At 57.4% G+C, this 16,625-nt stretch carries 16 protein-coding genes; 12 read left to right on the forward strand and 4 right to left on the reverse strand.

The window, feature by feature from the left end:
* Positions 1–45 precede the first annotated feature (45 nt).
* On the reverse strand, positions 46–1,878 hold the full coding sequence (gene ilvD / locus AC2FLX_RS07235; protein ID WP_480748624.1) for a dihydroxy-acid dehydratase: 1,833 nt from the start codon (positions 1,876–1,878) through the stop codon (positions 46–48).
* A 106-nt stretch (positions 1,879–1,984) separates the two neighbouring features.
* On the opposite strand from ilvD, the gene AC2FLX_RS07240 reads away from it, so the two are divergent.
* The 3 genes from AC2FLX_RS07240 (at position 1,985) to AC2FLX_RS07250 (ending at position 3,435) form a co-directional block, all read left to right on the forward strand.
* Complete coding sequence (locus tag AC2FLX_RS07240; RefSeq protein ID WP_496746657.1) at positions 1,985–2,548, forward strand: helix-turn-helix domain-containing protein; 564 nt, start codon at positions 1,985–1,987, stop codon at positions 2,546–2,548.
* A 37-nt stretch (positions 2,549–2,585) separates the two neighbouring features.
* Positions 2,586–2,855, forward strand: a complete 270-nt coding sequence (locus AC2FLX_RS07245; protein WP_496810183.1) for a CBU_0592 family membrane protein — start codon at positions 2,586–2,588, stop codon at positions 2,853–2,855.
* 91 nt (positions 2,856–2,946) lie between these two features.
* The gene (locus tag AC2FLX_RS07250; RefSeq protein WP_496746655.1) at positions 2,947–3,435 is read left to right on the forward strand and encodes a hypothetical protein; all 489 of its coding nucleotides are present in this window, start codon (positions 2,947–2,949) and stop codon (positions 3,433–3,435) included.
* A 5-nt stretch (positions 3,436–3,440) separates the two neighbouring features.
* Here the strand turns inward: AC2FLX_RS07250 and AC2FLX_RS07255 are convergent, their stop codons facing one another.
* The gene (locus AC2FLX_RS07255) at positions 3,441–4,070 is read right to left on the reverse strand and encodes a ribonuclease T2 family protein (RefSeq protein WP_480748620.1); all 630 of its coding nucleotides are present in this window, start codon (positions 4,068–4,070) and stop codon (positions 3,441–3,443) included.
* Positions 4,071–4,199: 129 nt separating this feature from the next.
* Here AC2FLX_RS07255 and AC2FLX_RS07260 point away from each other — a divergent pair, with 129 nt between their 5' ends.
* A complete protein-coding gene (locus tag AC2FLX_RS07260; protein ID WP_480748619.1) occupies positions 4,200–4,967 on the forward strand; it encodes a DUF1013 domain-containing protein in 768 nt (255 codons plus the stop codon).
* Positions 4,968–5,019: 52 nt separating this feature from the next.
* Complete coding sequence (locus AC2FLX_RS07265; RefSeq protein WP_496746653.1) at positions 5,020–5,409, forward strand: hypothetical protein; 390 nt, start codon at positions 5,020–5,022, stop codon at positions 5,407–5,409.
* 60 nt (positions 5,410–5,469) lie between these two features.
* On the opposite strand, the gene AC2FLX_RS07270 is transcribed toward AC2FLX_RS07265, so the two are convergent.
* Together AC2FLX_RS07270 and AC2FLX_RS07275 are read right to left on the reverse strand one after the other, a co-directional pair.
* Positions 5,470–6,504, reverse strand: coding sequence for a permease (locus AC2FLX_RS07270; protein WP_496810184.1), 1,035 nt, complete (start codon positions 6,502–6,504; stop codon positions 5,470–5,472).
* Positions 6,497–6,805, reverse strand: a complete 309-nt coding sequence (locus tag AC2FLX_RS07275; protein ID WP_480748616.1) for an ArsR/SmtB family transcription factor — start codon at positions 6,803–6,805, stop codon at positions 6,497–6,499. Before AC2FLX_RS07275 ends, AC2FLX_RS07270 begins: the two co-directional genes overlap by 8 nt.
* Before the next feature lie 136 nt (positions 6,806–6,941).
* Between AC2FLX_RS07275 and pdxR the strand changes: the two genes are divergently transcribed.
* The 7 genes from pdxR (at position 6,942) to AC2FLX_RS07310 (ending at position 16,591) form a co-directional block, all read left to right on the forward strand.
* Positions 6,942–8,402 carry a MocR-like pyridoxine biosynthesis transcription factor PdxR gene (gene pdxR / locus AC2FLX_RS07280; RefSeq protein ID WP_480748615.1) on the forward strand — a complete coding sequence of 487 codons (1,461 nt, stop codon included), beginning with the start codon at positions 6,942–6,944 and terminating at the stop codon, positions 8,400–8,402.
* 130 nt (positions 8,403–8,532) lie between these two features.
* A complete protein-coding gene (gene xsc / locus AC2FLX_RS07285; RefSeq protein WP_496810185.1) occupies positions 8,533–10,305 on the forward strand; it encodes a sulfoacetaldehyde acetyltransferase in 1,773 nt (590 codons plus the stop codon).
* A gap of 3 nt (positions 10,306–10,308) precedes the next feature.
* Positions 10,309–11,055 carry a sulfite exporter TauE/SafE family protein gene (locus AC2FLX_RS07290; RefSeq protein ID WP_496746649.1) on the forward strand — a complete coding sequence of 249 codons (747 nt, stop codon included), beginning with the start codon at positions 10,309–10,311 and terminating at the stop codon, positions 11,053–11,055.
* Complete coding sequence (gene pta, locus AC2FLX_RS07295; protein WP_496810186.1) at positions 11,052–12,086, forward strand: phosphate acetyltransferase; 1,035 nt, start codon at positions 11,052–11,054, stop codon at positions 12,084–12,086. The genes AC2FLX_RS07290 and pta overlap by 4 nt, the downstream gene beginning before the upstream one ends.
* Before the next feature lie 64 nt (positions 12,087–12,150).
* Positions 12,151–14,973 carry a molybdopterin oxidoreductase family protein gene (locus AC2FLX_RS07300; protein WP_496810187.1) on the forward strand — a complete coding sequence of 941 codons (2,823 nt, stop codon included), beginning with the start codon at positions 12,151–12,153 and terminating at the stop codon, positions 14,971–14,973.
* Positions 14,970–15,719 (forward strand): 4Fe-4S dicluster domain-containing protein, encoded by a 750-nt coding sequence (locus tag AC2FLX_RS07305; RefSeq protein WP_480748610.1) that lies wholly within the window; start codon positions 14,970–14,972, stop codon positions 15,717–15,719. Before AC2FLX_RS07300 ends, AC2FLX_RS07305 begins: the two co-directional genes overlap by 4 nt.
* Positions 15,719–16,591, forward strand: coding sequence for a dimethyl sulfoxide reductase anchor subunit family protein (locus AC2FLX_RS07310; RefSeq protein WP_496810188.1), 873 nt, complete (start codon positions 15,719–15,721; stop codon positions 16,589–16,591). The genes AC2FLX_RS07305 and AC2FLX_RS07310 overlap by 1 nt, the downstream gene beginning before the upstream one ends.
* Positions 16,592–16,625: the final 34 nt, after the last annotated feature.

Here is a 16,625-nt window from a genome sequence, read left to right on the forward strand (position 1 = left end):
AGGACGATCCGCCAATTGGGCGGATCGATTGTTTTTACTTGGCGTTCAAAGCTGACGAACGGCCCCTTTTGCCGCGCTGGTGGCCAGTTTGGCATAGGCCTTCAGCGCGGTTGACACCTTGCGCTTGCGCGGCTCTGCGGGACGCCAGCCTGCAGCATCTTGCTGTTTTCGGCGTTGGGCAAGTTCTTCATCCGTGACGGCCAGATGGATCGAGCGGTTTGGGATGTCGATTTCGATCTTGTCACCCTGACGTACCAGGCCGATGGTCCCGCCTTCGGCCGCCTCGGGCGAGACATGGCCAATCGACAGGCCCGATGTGCCCCCCGAGAATCGCCCATCGGTCAAGAGAGCGCAGGCTTTGCCGAGGCCCTTCGACTTCAGGTAGGAGGTCGGGTAGAGCATTTCCTGCATGCCCGGACCGCCGCGCGGGCCTTCGTAGCGGATCACGACCACGTCACCTTCTTTGACCTTGCCGGTCAGAATATCGTTCACTGCGGCGTCCTGACTTTCGCAGACATGGGCCTTGCCGGTGAACTTGAGGATGCTTTCATCCACACCAGCGGTTTTCACGATACAGCCGTCCTGAGCGATGTTTCCGAACAAAACCGCAAGACCGCCATCCTGACTGAAGGCGTGTTCCTTGGAACGGATCACGCCCTTTTCCCGGTCTGTGTCCAACTCTTTGAACCGGTTGGCCTGCGAGAAGGCTTGCGTTGTGCGGACACCTCCGGGCGCGGCCTTGAACAACTGCTCGGCCTCAGGATTGTTGGCCACCTTGATGTCCCATTTTGCAATCGCCTCACCCATGGTCGAGGAATGCACGGTGGGAACGCTATTGTGCAAAAGGCCTGCACGGCTGAGTTCCCCCAAAATCGAAAAGATCCCGCCCGCACGGTGCACGTCTTCCATATGAACATTGTGAATATTCGGCGCGACCTTGCACAAACAGGGAACCTGTCGGCTGAGCCGGTCCATGTCGGTCATGGTGAAGTCCACCTCACCTTCATTGGCGATTGCCAGCAGGTGCAGCACGGTATTGGTGGAGCCGCCCATGGCGATGTCCAGACTCATCGCGTTCTCGAACGCCTCGAAGGTTGCAATTTCGCGCGGCAGCAGGCCCTTTTCCTCGTCCTGGTAGTGGCGCTTGGTAATGTCGACGATCTTGCGTCCTGCCTCCAGAAACAGCCCCTTGCGATCGGCATGCGTGGCCAGCGTCGAACCGTTGCCCGGCAGCGCCAGACCCAGCGCTTCGGCCAGACAGTTCATCGAGTTGGCGGTGAACATACCCGAGCACGACCCGCAGGTCGGGCAAGCGTTTTCCTCGATATGTCGGACCTGCTCGTCAGTGTACTTGTCATCTGCGGCGGCAACCATCGCATCAACAAGATCGATTTTTTTGGCATCCAGATCGGCAATATCGATCTTGCCCGCTTCCATTGGCCCGCCAGAGACAAAAATTGCGGGAATATTGAGGCGCATGGCAGCCATCAACATTCCGGGAGTGATCTTGTCGCAGTTGGAGATGCAGACCATGGCATCAGCGCAATGGGCGTTGACCATGTATTCGACCGAATCCGCGATAATCTCGCGCGACGGTAAAGAATAGAGCATGCCGTCATGACCCATGGCGATGCCATCATCCACCGCGATGGTGTTGAACTCCTTGGCGACACCGCCTGCGGCCTCGACCTCGCGCGCAACCATCTGACCAAGATCCTTCAGATGCACGTGCCCCGGCACGAACTGCGTGAACGAGTTGACGATGGCGATGATCGGCTTGCCAAAATCATCGTCCTTCATGCCCGTCGCACGCCATAAACCGCGCGCGCCAGCCATGTTGCGTCCGTGAGTCGAGGTTCTGGATCGGTACATTGGCATGATGCTCTTTCCCTTTTGCCCGCCCCTGCGATAGGGTGCTTGTACGTTATAGCGCACGCTACCCGATGTACGTTATAACGTACAAGCGATATTGCGGGGCACGGGCATGGAATCGAACGAAATCACCCTAAAACTTCGGGAAGTAAGGTCGGCAGCGGGATTGAGTCTCTCGAAAGTGGCCGAACTGACTGGCGTCAGCAAAGCCATGCTGGGCCAGATTGAGAGAGGCGAATCAAGTCCGACCATTGCCACGCTTTGGAAGATCGCCAAAGGCTTCCAACTGCCGCTAAGCGCATTGATTGGACACGATGTCCTGCGTGACCCGACCGATGCCGGTGTGTTCCGTACGGTGACCTTTCCGGGTGAAATCAGGGTTAAGATCGTATTTCCTTTCGACCCTGTCTTGTGTGCGGAAACGTTTCACGTGGCTTTGTACGCCGATCAATACCACGAATCCCCTGCGCATGCCGCAGGCGTGACAGAAGAGGTTTTCGTCCTGAATGGAACTCTGGATGTGCTGCGCGACGGCGAATGGGTTCCACTGAACGCAGGTCAGGGGCTTCGCTTTGCCGCCGATCTGCCCCACGGCTACCGAGCGGGACACGCGGGAGCAACCTTTCTCAACATGCACCATTACGCGCAACCGACACCTGCGCAATCGCTAAGCTGACCTGTTTTGCACAAAATATGAAGTTCAGGAGACCTCCTTGGCCGAATTTCTTGATACCTTATCCCTGGTGGACGCCATCGGATCATTCGGAGCATTGATCGTTGTGATCGCCTACTTCGCGACCCAGATGCGTTGGTTGAACTCGGACGATCTGAGATTTCCGGTGGTGAATCTCGTAGGATCAGCTCTGATCGTTTTCTCGCTGATGACCAATTTCAACCTGGCCTCGATGCTGATTGAATGCTTTTGGATCTTGATCAGCATTGTCGGAATCGGTCAGCATTTTCGGACACGCCACCTGCGATAGCCTGAAATCCACGCGAGAGTTTGCAATAATACTTCAGGCTCAAGGACTCATGCGATATGGCTGGAAAAAATCCAGCGCCGGAACCCTATCCATGACAAAACTGTTTGCCCTCGCCCTTACCGCCCTAACTGCCACATCTGCTCCGGCTCAGGAATTGGTCGACAAAGGTTTTGCCGAAGGATGGAATATTATGATGGACCCGGCTTTGGGCAATGGCTGCTTGATCCAGACCGTCTATCAAGACCTTTCCGTGGTTCGGCTGGGATATGATGCATTGGACAATCGCGGGTATTTCACCGTTTACAACAAGGCTTGGGGAGATGTCGAACCGGGCAAAACCTATCCAATCCGGTTTGATCTGGATGGCGAAAACTTTGATGCGACCGCCATAGGTTTCCGTCAGGATCGAATTCCGGGGGCCACAGTGTTCTTCAAGGACCGGAATTTCGTGACTGCGATTGCCCTACGCAAGGTGATGACAGTGTATAATCCTGCAGGGCAAAAGGTCATGGCAATAGATCTGAAAGGAACCGCTAAGGCGCTGGAATATGCTCGCGAATGCCAAAAAGACCAGGGATGACAGCGCTAGCGAATCGGCTGGAACACCGCATTCTTGGCCTGACAGTCCTGTATCGTGTCTCGCGCGCAGGGAACAGGTTCCAGCGATTTTGACAGGCACACCCGAACTTCTTCGATGAACCCATCGCGGCAGGTGACGGTGAGCATGTCGGGATCAAGAGCGGGGTTGGCTTCCAGAAAAGCGTCCTCAACAACTGCGGCCGGCAACTTGATGGTCTTGTCCAGTTTACGAAATACCTCAGGCCGAACCACCATTTCGTAGGCCCGACGCGACAGGCCAAAATAATCGGCCGCGCTCAATCCCGAACATGTGCCGTGCTTTTTCCACTGGTGCCACGCCAAACCAGCACTTCCCTGAATATCCTCCATTTCCCGGGTCATCCGCCGGGTCGGCGGCGCTTGGATCGTACGGCAGTAGTCAGGCCAACCCCTGTGATACTGCGGCCAAAGCCCATGCATTATCCATCCGTAGTCGTGGCGCGCATCGCACTGCTCCGCTCCGCGTGCGTCTCCTTCGCGGGCGCACCAATTGGGCGACCAACTGAGAGACAGAACATAGTAGTCAAATTCGCCCGCCTCCTCACCAATCGCCAATGCTGGAAAAACCAAAAAAACCCACAAAAATACCCAGCGCATTCACCTCTTCCCTTCTTCGTCACGTCGGACTATATACGGCCCGAGTTCCCCGACAACGGAAACCTGCCCCGCTTCGCGAGGCCGCCGAATTCCGGCGACGGGAAAGATGTATTCAAAGGAGTGAGGCTCATGGCAAAACCTCTGATGGCCAAGGCGACCGCCGTGTGGCTGGTGGATAACACCACGATCAGCTTCAAGCAGATCGCCGATTTCGTGGGTATGCACGAATTGGAGATTCAAGGCATCGCCGATGGAGACGTGGCAGTCGGCGTCAAGGGTTTTGATCCGATTGCCAACAACCAGTTGTCTCAGGAAGAGATCGACAAGGCCCAGAACAACCCGCTGCATAAGCTGAAGCTCAAGTTCAACCCGGCGGCATCTGGCGAAGAAAAGCGCCGTGGCCCGCGTTACACGCCGCTCAGCAAACGGCAGGACCGCCCGAACTCTATCCTGTGGCTGGTCAAGTTCCACCCCGAGCTAAGCGACGGCCAGATCGCCAAGCTGGTGGGCACCACCAAGCCGACGATCCAGTCGATCCGCGAACGCACACATTGGAACATTGGGAACATGCAGCCAATCGACCCGGTTGCTTTGGGTCTGTGCAAGCAGTCCGAACTGGATGCCGTGGTGCAGAAGGCCGCCGCCAAGAAAGCCGCAGAAGGCGGCGTGATGAGCGACGACGAGCGTCGCAAGCTGGTGTCGACCGAACAGTCGCTTGAAATGGACGCGTCACCAAAGATCCCTACCGCGATCGAAGGATTGGAGACATTCTCTTTGTCGGACGACAGCGACAGCAAGGAAGATGACGAACCGATGATCGACGCCGACAGCTTCTTCAACCTGCCCAAAGGCGGAGCAGACGAGGAAGAAGACGACAGCGACGATCCACGTTTCTGACAGGTAACAAGCCCCGGAGATTGCTCCGGGGCTTTCTTAACCCGGATTTCTCATGCTGGAACTGCTTTCCAAACTGATCGGATCGCATCGCGCGGTGTCGGTATACGTATTTCTTCAAACCAAGGGACTTGCCGTTCTTGGAGTTGCCGGACTGGTCACAATTCTGACTGGACTGCTGCTGTTCGGCGGCGACGAAGCCCACGAACACGAAGCGTATATAACGGTGCCGGTACTTTCGGCGACTGCCGTCAACGGCGATATGAGCCAAGGAGTGATCACCTCGGTTCGTCTGCCTGACGGTTCAGCAACATCGATTACTTCGACAGAGGGAGAAATTGCCCAGACGGTCGGAACAACGGCTTGTATCGAAAAGCGGATCTATGTGGACAGCGGCAATCCCCGGTATCGCCTGAAATTACCGAAATATTGCAGCGAAAGCTGACCAGAGTTTGGCATTTCATCTGAAGCGAGCCTCCCAGTCTCCAGACCAGGAGGGTCTTTTTCAAATAATCAATTGGAACGTGACCCCGGCGACGATCGCGCCACTTATACCAAGCCCAAGATACATCACAAAGACTCTGGGTTTGACGAGCGACCAGACCGCCGCCATTGCCGGAATGGAGCTGACCGCACCCGCGACCATAAAGGCCATCGCGGCGCCCGCGCTCATCCCCTGCTCCACAAGTCCAGCCAACAAGGGCGGCGCGACGTACGAATTCAAATAGGCCGGCATGCCAACCAGAGCTGCCACGACAATCGGCCCCACCCCTTCGCCCCCGACGACACCGGCGATCAAATCGGCGGGAACATAGATGACCAACAAGGCTTCCAGCACATAGGCCAATGCCAGCCATTTCAGCAGGAAGAAACCGTTGTGAACGAATTCGGCGCGAAACCGGGTTCTGCGTTCCGGGTACTGCCAGAACTGCCACATCGGCATATCTGCTTTTTTGAGCCCGCATCCACAGCATCCTGCAGGTTTGTACACGCGCAACGGGGCCGCGAACACACCACGGGCCATCAATGCCCTGACGACAAAACCACCGAACAGGCCCAATCCCACCGCTGCCACGGCCTTGCCGATGGCAAAAGGCCATCCCAGGGCACTTGCCGTAATCAGCAGAGTCGGCGGGTCGATCAAAGGCGAACTGAGCCAAAAGGCCATGACTGCCGACAATGGCGCACCCAAAGCCAGAAGCCCCGCGATGAATGGAATAACCTCGCAGGAACAGAACGGTGCCAACCCCCCGATCAGGGCGGCCAATATGATCATTCGAGACTCTCGCCCTTCAAAGGCTCGCGCGATCAGGACTTCGGCACCGGTTGCCTTGAGGTATGCCAGAAGCAGCACCGCGAATAAAATGTACTGGCCAGTATGGGCCAGGGCCTTCGCCGCAAATGTCACAACCAGTCCCCAGTTTCCCGGATCGAGGACCGCGACACAAGCCAGGATCATTGCAATCGCCGACCACGGTGTTTTTAGGTAGGTAAAAAGCACTTTCGCAGGTCGAACCGGCGTTTGTGTCAAATCAGCCATCGTTTGCCGCCTTTGATTGGGTGTCCGCACAGCATTCGCTCAGGATGAAGTCCGCAAGCTTCCTCAACTCTTCGAACCGAGCCCTGTTGATGGTGCTTCGACCTTGTTTTTCCTGCTCGACCACACCGCCAGCAGCAAGGAACTTGAGATGATGAGCAAGCGTTGATGGCGGAATCCCGGTGCGGTTCTGGATTTCGCCGACGGACAAACCTGGCACACCTGCCCGAACCAACGTCTTCAGAACTTTCAGTCGCGCTTCCGACCCCATGGCCGAAAACCCTGCAGCAGCTGTTTCCCACATTTTCAGGCTCCAGTTATAACTATATTTCTAGTTATATAGTTTTAAAACTCAAATCAACCCACCAAAAACCGAAAATTCTGCCTCCACTCGGTAAGTCCAGATTGCACCCAAATTAGGTCCACTCTAAGGTAACCTCATGGGGATATCGGTCGACACATTCTTTCTGAAATCTGACGGACAAGGCACGCTACAAGCCCAGATTCAACAGATGATTGCCGAGGGCATTCTGTCCGGACGTTTTCACGTGGGCGAAAAACTGCCCTCATCAAGAAAGCTTGCCAGCCATCTGGGTGTCAGTCGCATCACGGTGACATTGGCATATACCGAGCTTTTGGCGAACGATTATCTCGTATCAAAAGGGCGGTCAGGTTATTACGTTTCGGAAAATGCACCTGTCCCGCCGACCTATTCACCGATGCAACGCGGTGAGGAGACGGTAAATTGGGGTCATTCGATCGCACGCCGGTTTTCCGGCGGTGATGTTTTGCCCAAGCCGCGGGACTGGCGCAACTTTCGCTATCCCTTCATCTATGGTCAGGCAGATCCTACGCTCTTTGATCACGCCAACTGGCGGTTATGTGCAGTCCGTGCACTGGGGCACAAGGATTTTGCATCGCTCACGGCAGATTATGTCGACGAAGACGATCCCTTACTCATTGAATTCATCGCCCGCCACACACTGCCCCGACGTGGGATTACAGCCAGGCCCGAAGAGATCCTGATCACACTCGGGGCGCAGAACGCCCTTTGGATCGCGTCCCGCGTTCTGCTGGACGCGGATCGAAAAGCCGCAATAGAAGACCCATGCTACTACGCTTTGCGCGAGCTTTTGGCGAAATCGAGCTGCCGCATGGCCACACTGAGGGTCGACATGGATGGTTTGCCGCCAGACGCCATTCCCGATGATACCGACGTCATCTTCACTACCCCCAGCCACCAATGCCCGACAACGGCGACAATGCCGATCGCGCGGCGGCGGGAACTGCTGCAACGCGCGCAGGAAATCGACGCCATGATTGTCGAGGACGATTATGAATTCGAACTCGCTTTTCTGGGGGCCCCCTCCCCTGCCCTCAAGTCGCTCGACAAGGATGGGCGCGTGATCTACGTCGGAAGCTTCTCCAAATCGCTCTTCCCCGGTCTGCGGCTGGGATACATGGTCGGCTCAGAACCCTTCATCCGTGAAGCCCGCGCGTTGCGCTCGCTTGTCTTGCGGCACCCACCGGGCCACATACAGCGCACTGCAGCCTATTTTCTGTCTCTGGGTCACTACGACGCTCAAATCCGCCGCATGTCCAACGCGCTGCTGGAGCGACGCAAGACAATCGAGGCGGCAATCGCTCAACAAGGCCTGACCATCGCCGGACGAGGCGCCTATGGTGGCTCGTCACTCTGGATGAAAGCGCCCGAGCACGTCAACACGACGGCCTTGGCAAACACCCTGCGCAGCCAAAGCGTTCACATCGAACCGGGAGAGCCATTCTTTTCCGGACCAGCACGTCCCAGAAACTACTATCGCCTAGGCTATTCCTCGATTTCAAATGAACGGATCGCACCAGGAATCGAATGCATTGCTGCCGCAATACCTAGGGAATGACGCAACTCTGGACTTAGCCTGCCACCTCGACTGGCCCTAACGACTTCCCCCTCGTTACGCCAAAACCAATTGCAATCGCCTGAGACAACCGTTTCAGGGACTCACTCATCCTGTTTGGGAGCGCTTACACATGAAAATGACAACGGAAGAAGCCTTCGTCAAAACACTGCAGATGCACGGTATCGAACACGCGTTCGGAATCATTGGCTCGGCCATGATGCCGATCTCGGACATTTTCGAAGAAGCGGGCATCACCTTCTGGGACTGTGCCCACGAAGGCTCTGGCGGTTTTATGGCCGACGGTTACACCCGCGCCACCGGCAAGATGTCGATGATGATCGCGCAAAACGGCCCCGGCATCACTAACTTCGTGACTGCAGTCAAGACCGCCTATTGGAACCACACCCCGCTGCTGCTGGTGACTCCGCAGGCCGCAAACAAGACTATGGGCCAGGGCGGCTTTCAGGAAATGGAACAGATGCGCGCTTTTGCCGACTGCGTCTGCTATCAGGAAGAGGTCCGTGACCCCTCCCGCATGGCCGAAGTCCTGAACCGCGTGATCATGCAGGCCAAGCGCAACTCTGCTCCGGCCCAGATCAACGTGCCGCGCGACTACTTCACGCAAGTAATCGATATCGAGCTTCCGAAGATTGTCGAGTTTGAACGCCCCGCAGGCGGCGGCGAGGCGCTGGATCAGGCGGCCGAACTGCTGTCCAACGCCAAGTTCCCTGTCATCCTGAATGGCGCAGGCGTGGTCATCGGCGGCGCGATTGAACAGTCCAAAGCATTGGCCGAGCGCCTGGATGCACCAGTCTGCTGCGGCTATCAGCACAACGACGCCTTCCCGGGTTCGCACCCGCTGCACGCAGGCCCTCTGGGCTACAACGGCTCCAAGGCAGCAATGGAACTGATCTCCAAGGCTGACGTTGTTCTGGCTCTGGGCACCCGCCTGAACCCGTTCTCGACCCTGCCGGGCTATGGCATCGACTACTGGCCGGCTGACGCCAAGATCATCCAGGTTGACATCAACCCTGATCGCATCGGCCTGACCAAGAAAGTCACCGTCGGCATCGTCGGAGATGCAAAACAGGTTGCCACGACCATCCTGGAGAAACTGGCAGATACCGCAGGCGATGCAGGCCGCGACGAGCGCAAAGCGCTGATCGCCCACACCAAGTCGGCCTGGGCGCAAGAGCTGAGCTCGATGGACCACGAGCAGGATGATCCGGGCACCACCTGGAACGAGCGCGCCCGTGCCGCCAAACCCGATTGGCTCAGCCCGCGCAAAGCATGGCGTGCGATCCAGCAAGCGCTGCCGAAAGAGGCGATCATCTCTTCCGACATCGGCAACAACTGCGCCATCGGCAATGCTTACCCGTCCTTCGAGGAAGGCCGCAAATATCTGGCGCCCGGCCTGTTCGGTCCCTGCGGCTATGGCCTGCCGTCAGTTGTGGGCGCGAAAATCGGCTGTCCGGACGTTCCGGTTGTCGGCTTCTCGGGCGACGGTGCCTTCGGTATTGCCGTGACCGAACTGACCGCCATCGGCCGCGAAGAATGGCCCGCCGTGACCCAGATCGTCTTCCGCAACTATCAGTGGGGTGCTGAAAAGCGCAACTCCACCCTTTGGTTCGACGACAACTTTGTCGGCACCGAACTGGACACTCAGGTGTCTTACGCCGGTATCGCCAATGCCTGCGGCCTGAAAGGCGTGATTGCCCGCACCCAGGACGAGCTGACCGCGGCCTTGGACCAGGCGATCAAGGATCAGAAAAACGGTATCACCACCCTGATCGAGGCCATGATCAACCAGGAACTGGGCGAGCCTTTCCGTCGCGACGCGATGAAGAAGCCTGTCAAGGTTGCGGGCATCGACAAGGCCGACATGAAGCCGCAACAGGTCTGATACATGACCCTTCCCTTTGACCTCACACTGGGCCAAGGGGGCTTTCTGGCCGCCGCGCTGTTCGCGGCGGCCTTTATTCGCGGATATTCCGGGTTTGGGTTTTCCGCGATCTTCATCATCCTCGCGGCACTGACAACCAATCCGATCCCACTTATCCCCGTGGTGTTTTGCTGCGAAGTTCTGATGACTGTTTTTCAGGCGCGCGACATCCGACCTCATATCGACTGGAAACGGGCGACCACTCTTCTGATCGGGGCAGGGATTGCCATTGTTCCGGCCGTATACGTCATGGCGCGACTGGGTGAACAGGAGGCGCGCATCGCGGTATCCTGCCTGATTCTGGTTCTAAGCCTGCTTCTGCTTAGCGGCTGGCAGTTTCAACGGCCGATCGGGCGTTCTGGTCATATCGGTGTCGGGATATTCGCCGGAATGGCCAACAGCGCTGGCGTGGGTGGACTGCCGGTTGCGGCCTTCATGACCGCCCAACCCATCCCAGCAACTGTATTCCGGGCGACGATGATCGTATTTCTGACCGGAATTGACCTGATGACGCTTCCGGTCATGGCCGCGAATGGTCTGGTTACGTCAGATACCGTGTTTGGCGTCGTTCTAGCATTTCCCATCCTTGGGTTAGGTATCTGGGCGGGAACGCATCGGTTTTCAAAGACTTCGCAATCCCAGTTCCGCAAATTCGTGGTTCTGATGCTATCCGTTTTTTCGATCCTCAACATCCTGAAGGTTTTGGTATGACGCTTTTGCCCATTGATCTTCTTCGCCAAAACCCTCCGACCACCCGCCCGGTTGTCGCGATGAGCGAGGGCAGTGATCCGCGAATTGTTGCAGGGGCACTTGCCGCGCACAACGCGGGTCTGACCGATATCATCCTGGTTGGGCCTCAGGCCCAGGTCGAGGCAACCTTGCAAACCGAAGGCGCAAGCCAGGGCGAAGGGTTGACTATTCACGACCCCGCATCATCGGATCTTACCGACGAGTTCGCTGGAATCTTTCATGAATTGCGCAAGCACAAGGGCGTCGACGAAGCGGCGGCCCGCGTGGCGGTCCAAGATCCCTTGACATATGCCGCCATGCTGGTTCGCACGGGTCGCGCGACCGGAACCGTGGGCGGCGCCGTGCACACGACCAGCGACGTCGTAAGGGCTGCCATTCAGGTCATCGGAACAGCACGCAATGCCGGGATGGTGTCTTCCTTTTTCCTGATGTACCCGCCCGAAAACGCCACCGTAGGGGCACGCGCGATGCTGTATTCCGACTGCGGCCTCGTGATCGACCCCAACGCATCGGAAATGGTCTCTATCGCTGTGGCCTCCGCTCAGTCTTGCCGCGCGCTTCTGCGTCAGGAACCGAAGATTGCGATGCTCAGCTTCTCGACCAAGGGCAGCGCCAGACATCCCGCTGTGGACAAGGTGACTGAGGCCACCAAGCTTCTGCAAACCAATCGCCCCGATCTGGAAGCGGACGGAGAGTTACAGTTCGACGCCGCCTTTGTTCCGTCGGTTGGGGAACGCAAATCTCCGGGCTCCACAGTCGCCGGGCACGCGAATGTCATGATTTTCCCGGATCTTGATGCCGGAAATATCGCCTACAAGATCACCCAACGGCTGGGGGGATATTCGGCTATCGGGCCAGTCATGCAGGGGCTCGCCAAACCAGCCAACGACTTATCCCGCGGCTGCAGCGCAGAGGACGTAACTCAGATCATTGCCGTTACCATTCTGCAGGCCACGAAAAACTCCCTCCCGGAAACACAAAAAATACCGTGACGACGTTCCAATATCTCAAATAGCCTGAGAACTTGTTCCCTTTACCAACCAGCAGGACCCGCCAATGACCCATCAGCAGCCGATCCTAGATACCTCGCCCAAAGTCTCGGACGAGATCCGGCGGACCACCTGTTACATGTGCGCCTGCCGTTGCGGCATCAACGTGCACATGAAGGACGGCAAGGTCGCCTATATCGAAGGTAACCGGGATCATCCGGTGAACAAGGGGGTGCTTTGTGCCAAGGGGTCAGCGGGCATTATGCAGGTCAATGCACCGTCGCGCTTGCGTGCACCACTCAAGCGCGTGGGGCCGCGCGGTTCGGGAGAGTTCGAAGAAATCAGTTGGGACGAGGCCTTGGATATCGCGACCGGCTGGCTGAAGCCTCTGCGCGAGAATGACCCGGAAAAACTTGCCTTCTTCACCGGTCGCGATCAGTCGCAATCCTTCACCAGTTTCTGGGCACAGAATTTCGGCACCTGCAACTATGCTGCCCATGGCGGTTTCTGTTCGGTCAACATGGCCGCTGGCGGAATCTATACGATGGGCGGCGCATTCTGGGAATTCGGCCAGCCCGACTGGGAGCATACCAAGCTGTTCATGCTGTTTGGGGTCGCCGAAGACCATGACAGCAACCCGATCAAGATGGGTATCGGCAAGATCAAGAAACGTGGCGCGCGGGTAATCGGCGTCAACCCGATCCGCTCGGGCTACAATGCTGTGGCGGACGACTGGGTCGGCATTACGCCCGGCACCGACGGGCTGTTCATCCTGTCGCTGATTCACGTTCTGATGAAGGCCGGCAAGATCGATCTGGACTACCTCAGTCGCTACACCAACGCTCCGGTCCTGATCAACGCCTCGGATGGTCCCGACAATGGTCTGTTTCTGCGCGACGCAGATGGGAAGCCTTTGGTCGTTGACCGCGCCACTGGCGAACTTGCCCCGTTCGACAAGTCCGGCGTCCGCCCCGATCTGTCGGCGGTTTATGAAAAAGACGGCGTGATCCATCGCCCGGTCTTTCACCTGATGGCCGAGCGCTATCTCAGCGAAGAATACGCCCCAGAATCCGTTGCGGAAAAATGCGGTATCCCCGCCAAACGTATCCGCGCCATCGCAGGGGAACTGGCCCGCGTGGCGTTCGAAGAGGCTTTCGAGCTGGACCAGGAGTGGACGGATTTCCGGGGCGAAAAGCACGCCAAGATGATCGGGCGGCCTGTTTCCATGCATTCGATGCGCGGAGTTTCGGCGCATGCCAACGGGTTTCAGACCTGTCGCGCGTTGCATATCCTGCAAATCATACTCGGAACCGTCGAGGTTCCCGGAGGGTTTCGCTTCAAACCGCCCTATCCGAAACCGATCGAAGCGCATCCGACGCCCCACTGCAAGGTAACCAAGAACACACCGCTGGATGGTCCACATCTGGGCTTTGTGCGTGGCCCCGAACATCTGGCGCTAAAGGCGGATGGCAGTCCTGCCCGCATCGACAAGGCGTTCACATGGGAAAACCCGATGTCCAGCCACGGGCTGATGCACATGGTGATTTCGAACGCACATGCGGGCGACCCCTACAAGATCGATACGCTGTTCATGTACATGGCCAACATGTCGTGGAACTCGACCATGAACACCAAGGGTGTCATGGACATGCTGACTGACAAGGATGAAAACGGCGAGTATGTGATTCCGCGCATCATCTATTCGGATGCTTATTCGTCCGAGATGGTCGCCTATGCCGACCTGATCCTGCCCGACACCACGTATCTGGAAAGGCACGATTGCATCTCGCTGCTTGATCGTCCGATCTGCGAAGCGGATGGCGCGGCCGACGCCATTCGCTGGCCGGTAATCGAACCGGACCGCGATGTGCGCGGTTTCCAAACCGTGTTGGTGCAACTGGCAAACAAGCTGAAATTGCCTGGATTCACCAACGAGGATGGTTCGGCCAAATACGCCGACTATGCCGACTATATGGTCAACCACCAGCGCAAACCGGGCATCGGACCGCTCGCCGGTTTCCGGGGTCCGGACGGGGATAAATCCGGTAGGGGCGAAGTGAACCCCGACCAATTGAATCGCTATATCGAAAACGGCGGCTTTTTCATAGAACATGTGCCTGAAGAGGCGCTGTATTACAAACCATGGAACACGGCCTATCAGGATTGGGCCGTTGGCATGGGCATTTATGACAGCCCGCAACCCTATCTGTTCCAGCTCTACTCCGAGCCGATGCGCAAGTTTCAGCTGGCGGCCGAAGGGTATGGCGACCGACAGCCGCCTGATCATCTGCGCGAGCAGATCAAGGAGCGCCTGAACCCGCTGCCTATCTGGTATGAAACCGATCAAACCGGCAACGAGGGCTTTACCGTCAATGCCCTGACCCAACGTCCGATGGCGATGTATCATTCCTGGGGCACACAGAACGCATGGCTACGCCAGTTGCATGGCCGCAATCCCCTGTATGTGCCCACCAAGCTGATGCGGGAACACGGGCTGAAAGACGGAGATTGGGCCAAAGTGTCTTCGCCACACGGTTCCATCACCGTTCCTGTGATGGAAATGGCCGCGCTGAACGAAAACACCGTTTGGACATGGAACGCCATCGGCAAGCGCAAAGGCGCTTGGGCACTGGAACCCGATGCGCCCGAAGCAACCAAGGGGTTCCTGCTCAACCACCTGATCCATGAATTGCTGCCGCCCAAGGGTGATGGGATGCGTTGGGCCAACTCGGACCCGATCACCGGGCAGGCGGCATGGTTCGACCTCAAGGTAAGAATTGAAAAAGCGGCGAACCCGGAAGAGATGGGTGAAAGCCAGCCGGCTTTTGACCCGATCAAATCGCCGGTCGGAACCGGCCCGAAAAATCTGGCTTGGAAGGTAGGCAAATGACCCAGCTTCCCCAATCCACCGAGCGCAAAATGGGTCTGGTCATCGACCTGGATACCTGTGTCGGCTGCCACGCCTGTGTTATCTCATGCAAAGGCTGGAACACCGAGAACTATGGCGCCCCGCTCAGCGATCAGGATGCCTATGGCGGCAACCCGTCGGGAACGTTCCTGAATCGGGTGCATTCTTACGAAGTGCAACCCGCAGAGGGACATGCGCAGCTTATCCATTTCCCCAAATCCTGCCTGCATTGCGAGGATGCGCCTTGCGTCACAGTCTGCCCCACTGGCGCCAGCTACAAGCGGGCCGAGGACGGAATTGTGCTGGTCAATGAAAGTGACTGCATAGGTTGCGGGCTTTGCGCCTGGTCCTGCCCTTACGGCGCACGCGAACTGGACATGGCCGAAGGGGTGATGAAGAAATGCACCCTCTGCGTCGACCGGATTTACAACGAAAACCTTCCCGAGGTGGACCGTATCCCGTCCTGCGTGCGCACCTGTCCGGCCGGAGCTCGCCATTTTGGCGATCTGGGGGATCCCGAAAGCGATGTTTCCAAACTGGTTGCCGAACGTGGAGGCATGGACCTGATGCCGGAAATGGGAACCAAGCCGGTTAACAAATACCTGCCCCCCCGACCCAAGGACAGGATCGAGGACCAGATTGACATACTCGCCCCCCTGCTCGCACCTGTAGCCGAAGAACCCAAAGGTTTTCTTGGCTGGCTCGACAAGGCACTGGAGAAACTCTGATGCATCCCGCACCTTCCGTCATCATCTTTACCACGCTGTCGGGTCTTGGCTTCGGCCTGCTGTTCTTTCTTGGCCTCGGGCTTCCGGCGGTGTCTGGCGTGGTCGCTTTTGTTCTGTTTGCCGTAGGTTTCGGCATCGCGGTGGCCGGCCTTCTGGCGTCGACCTTTCACCTCGGACATCCGGAAAGAGCGTGGAAAGCGTTCACCCAGTGGAAAACCAGCTGGCTTTCACGCGAAGGCGTTTGCGCGGTTGTCGCGCTTGTGGTCATGGGGCTCTATGCTATTGGCGTGATCTTCCTTGGCCAGCGCTGGACGCTATTGGGTCTCGTCGGATCGGTGTTTTCACTGGCGACGGTTTTCACCACCTCCATGATCTACACTCAACTCAAGACTATCCCCCGCTGGAACATGAAACTGACACCCGCGATGTTCCTGTCGTTCAGCCTGGCTGGCGGCGCATTGCTGAGCGGGCAGATCAGGGCCGCTTTGGTATTGTTGCTGATCGCTGCGCTGGTTCAACTCGCCTACTGGAAACAGGGTGATCATGCACTGGAACAGTCAGGTACCAACCTCGGAACGGCAACCGGTCTGGGTTCGCGTGGCAAAGTCCGCGCCTTCGAGCCGCCGCATACTGGCACCAACTATCTGCTGCGCGAATTCGTACATGTCGTGGGGCGAAAGCATGCCGTCAAACTTAGAATCATCGCATTTGGCTTGGCATTTTTCCTGCCAATCCTGTTGCTGTTGATGCCTTTCAACCACGTGTTTGCCTTGCTGGCGGTACTATCCCATCTCACTGGTGTTACTGTATCTCGATGGTTGTTCTTTGCTCAAGCTGAACACGTCGTGGGCCTCTATTACGGCAAACGTTAAAATTCGCGATTGCTCAGGGGGCGCTGCCCCCAGA

The organism is Ruegeria sp. YKSF57 (assembly GCF_059612585.1).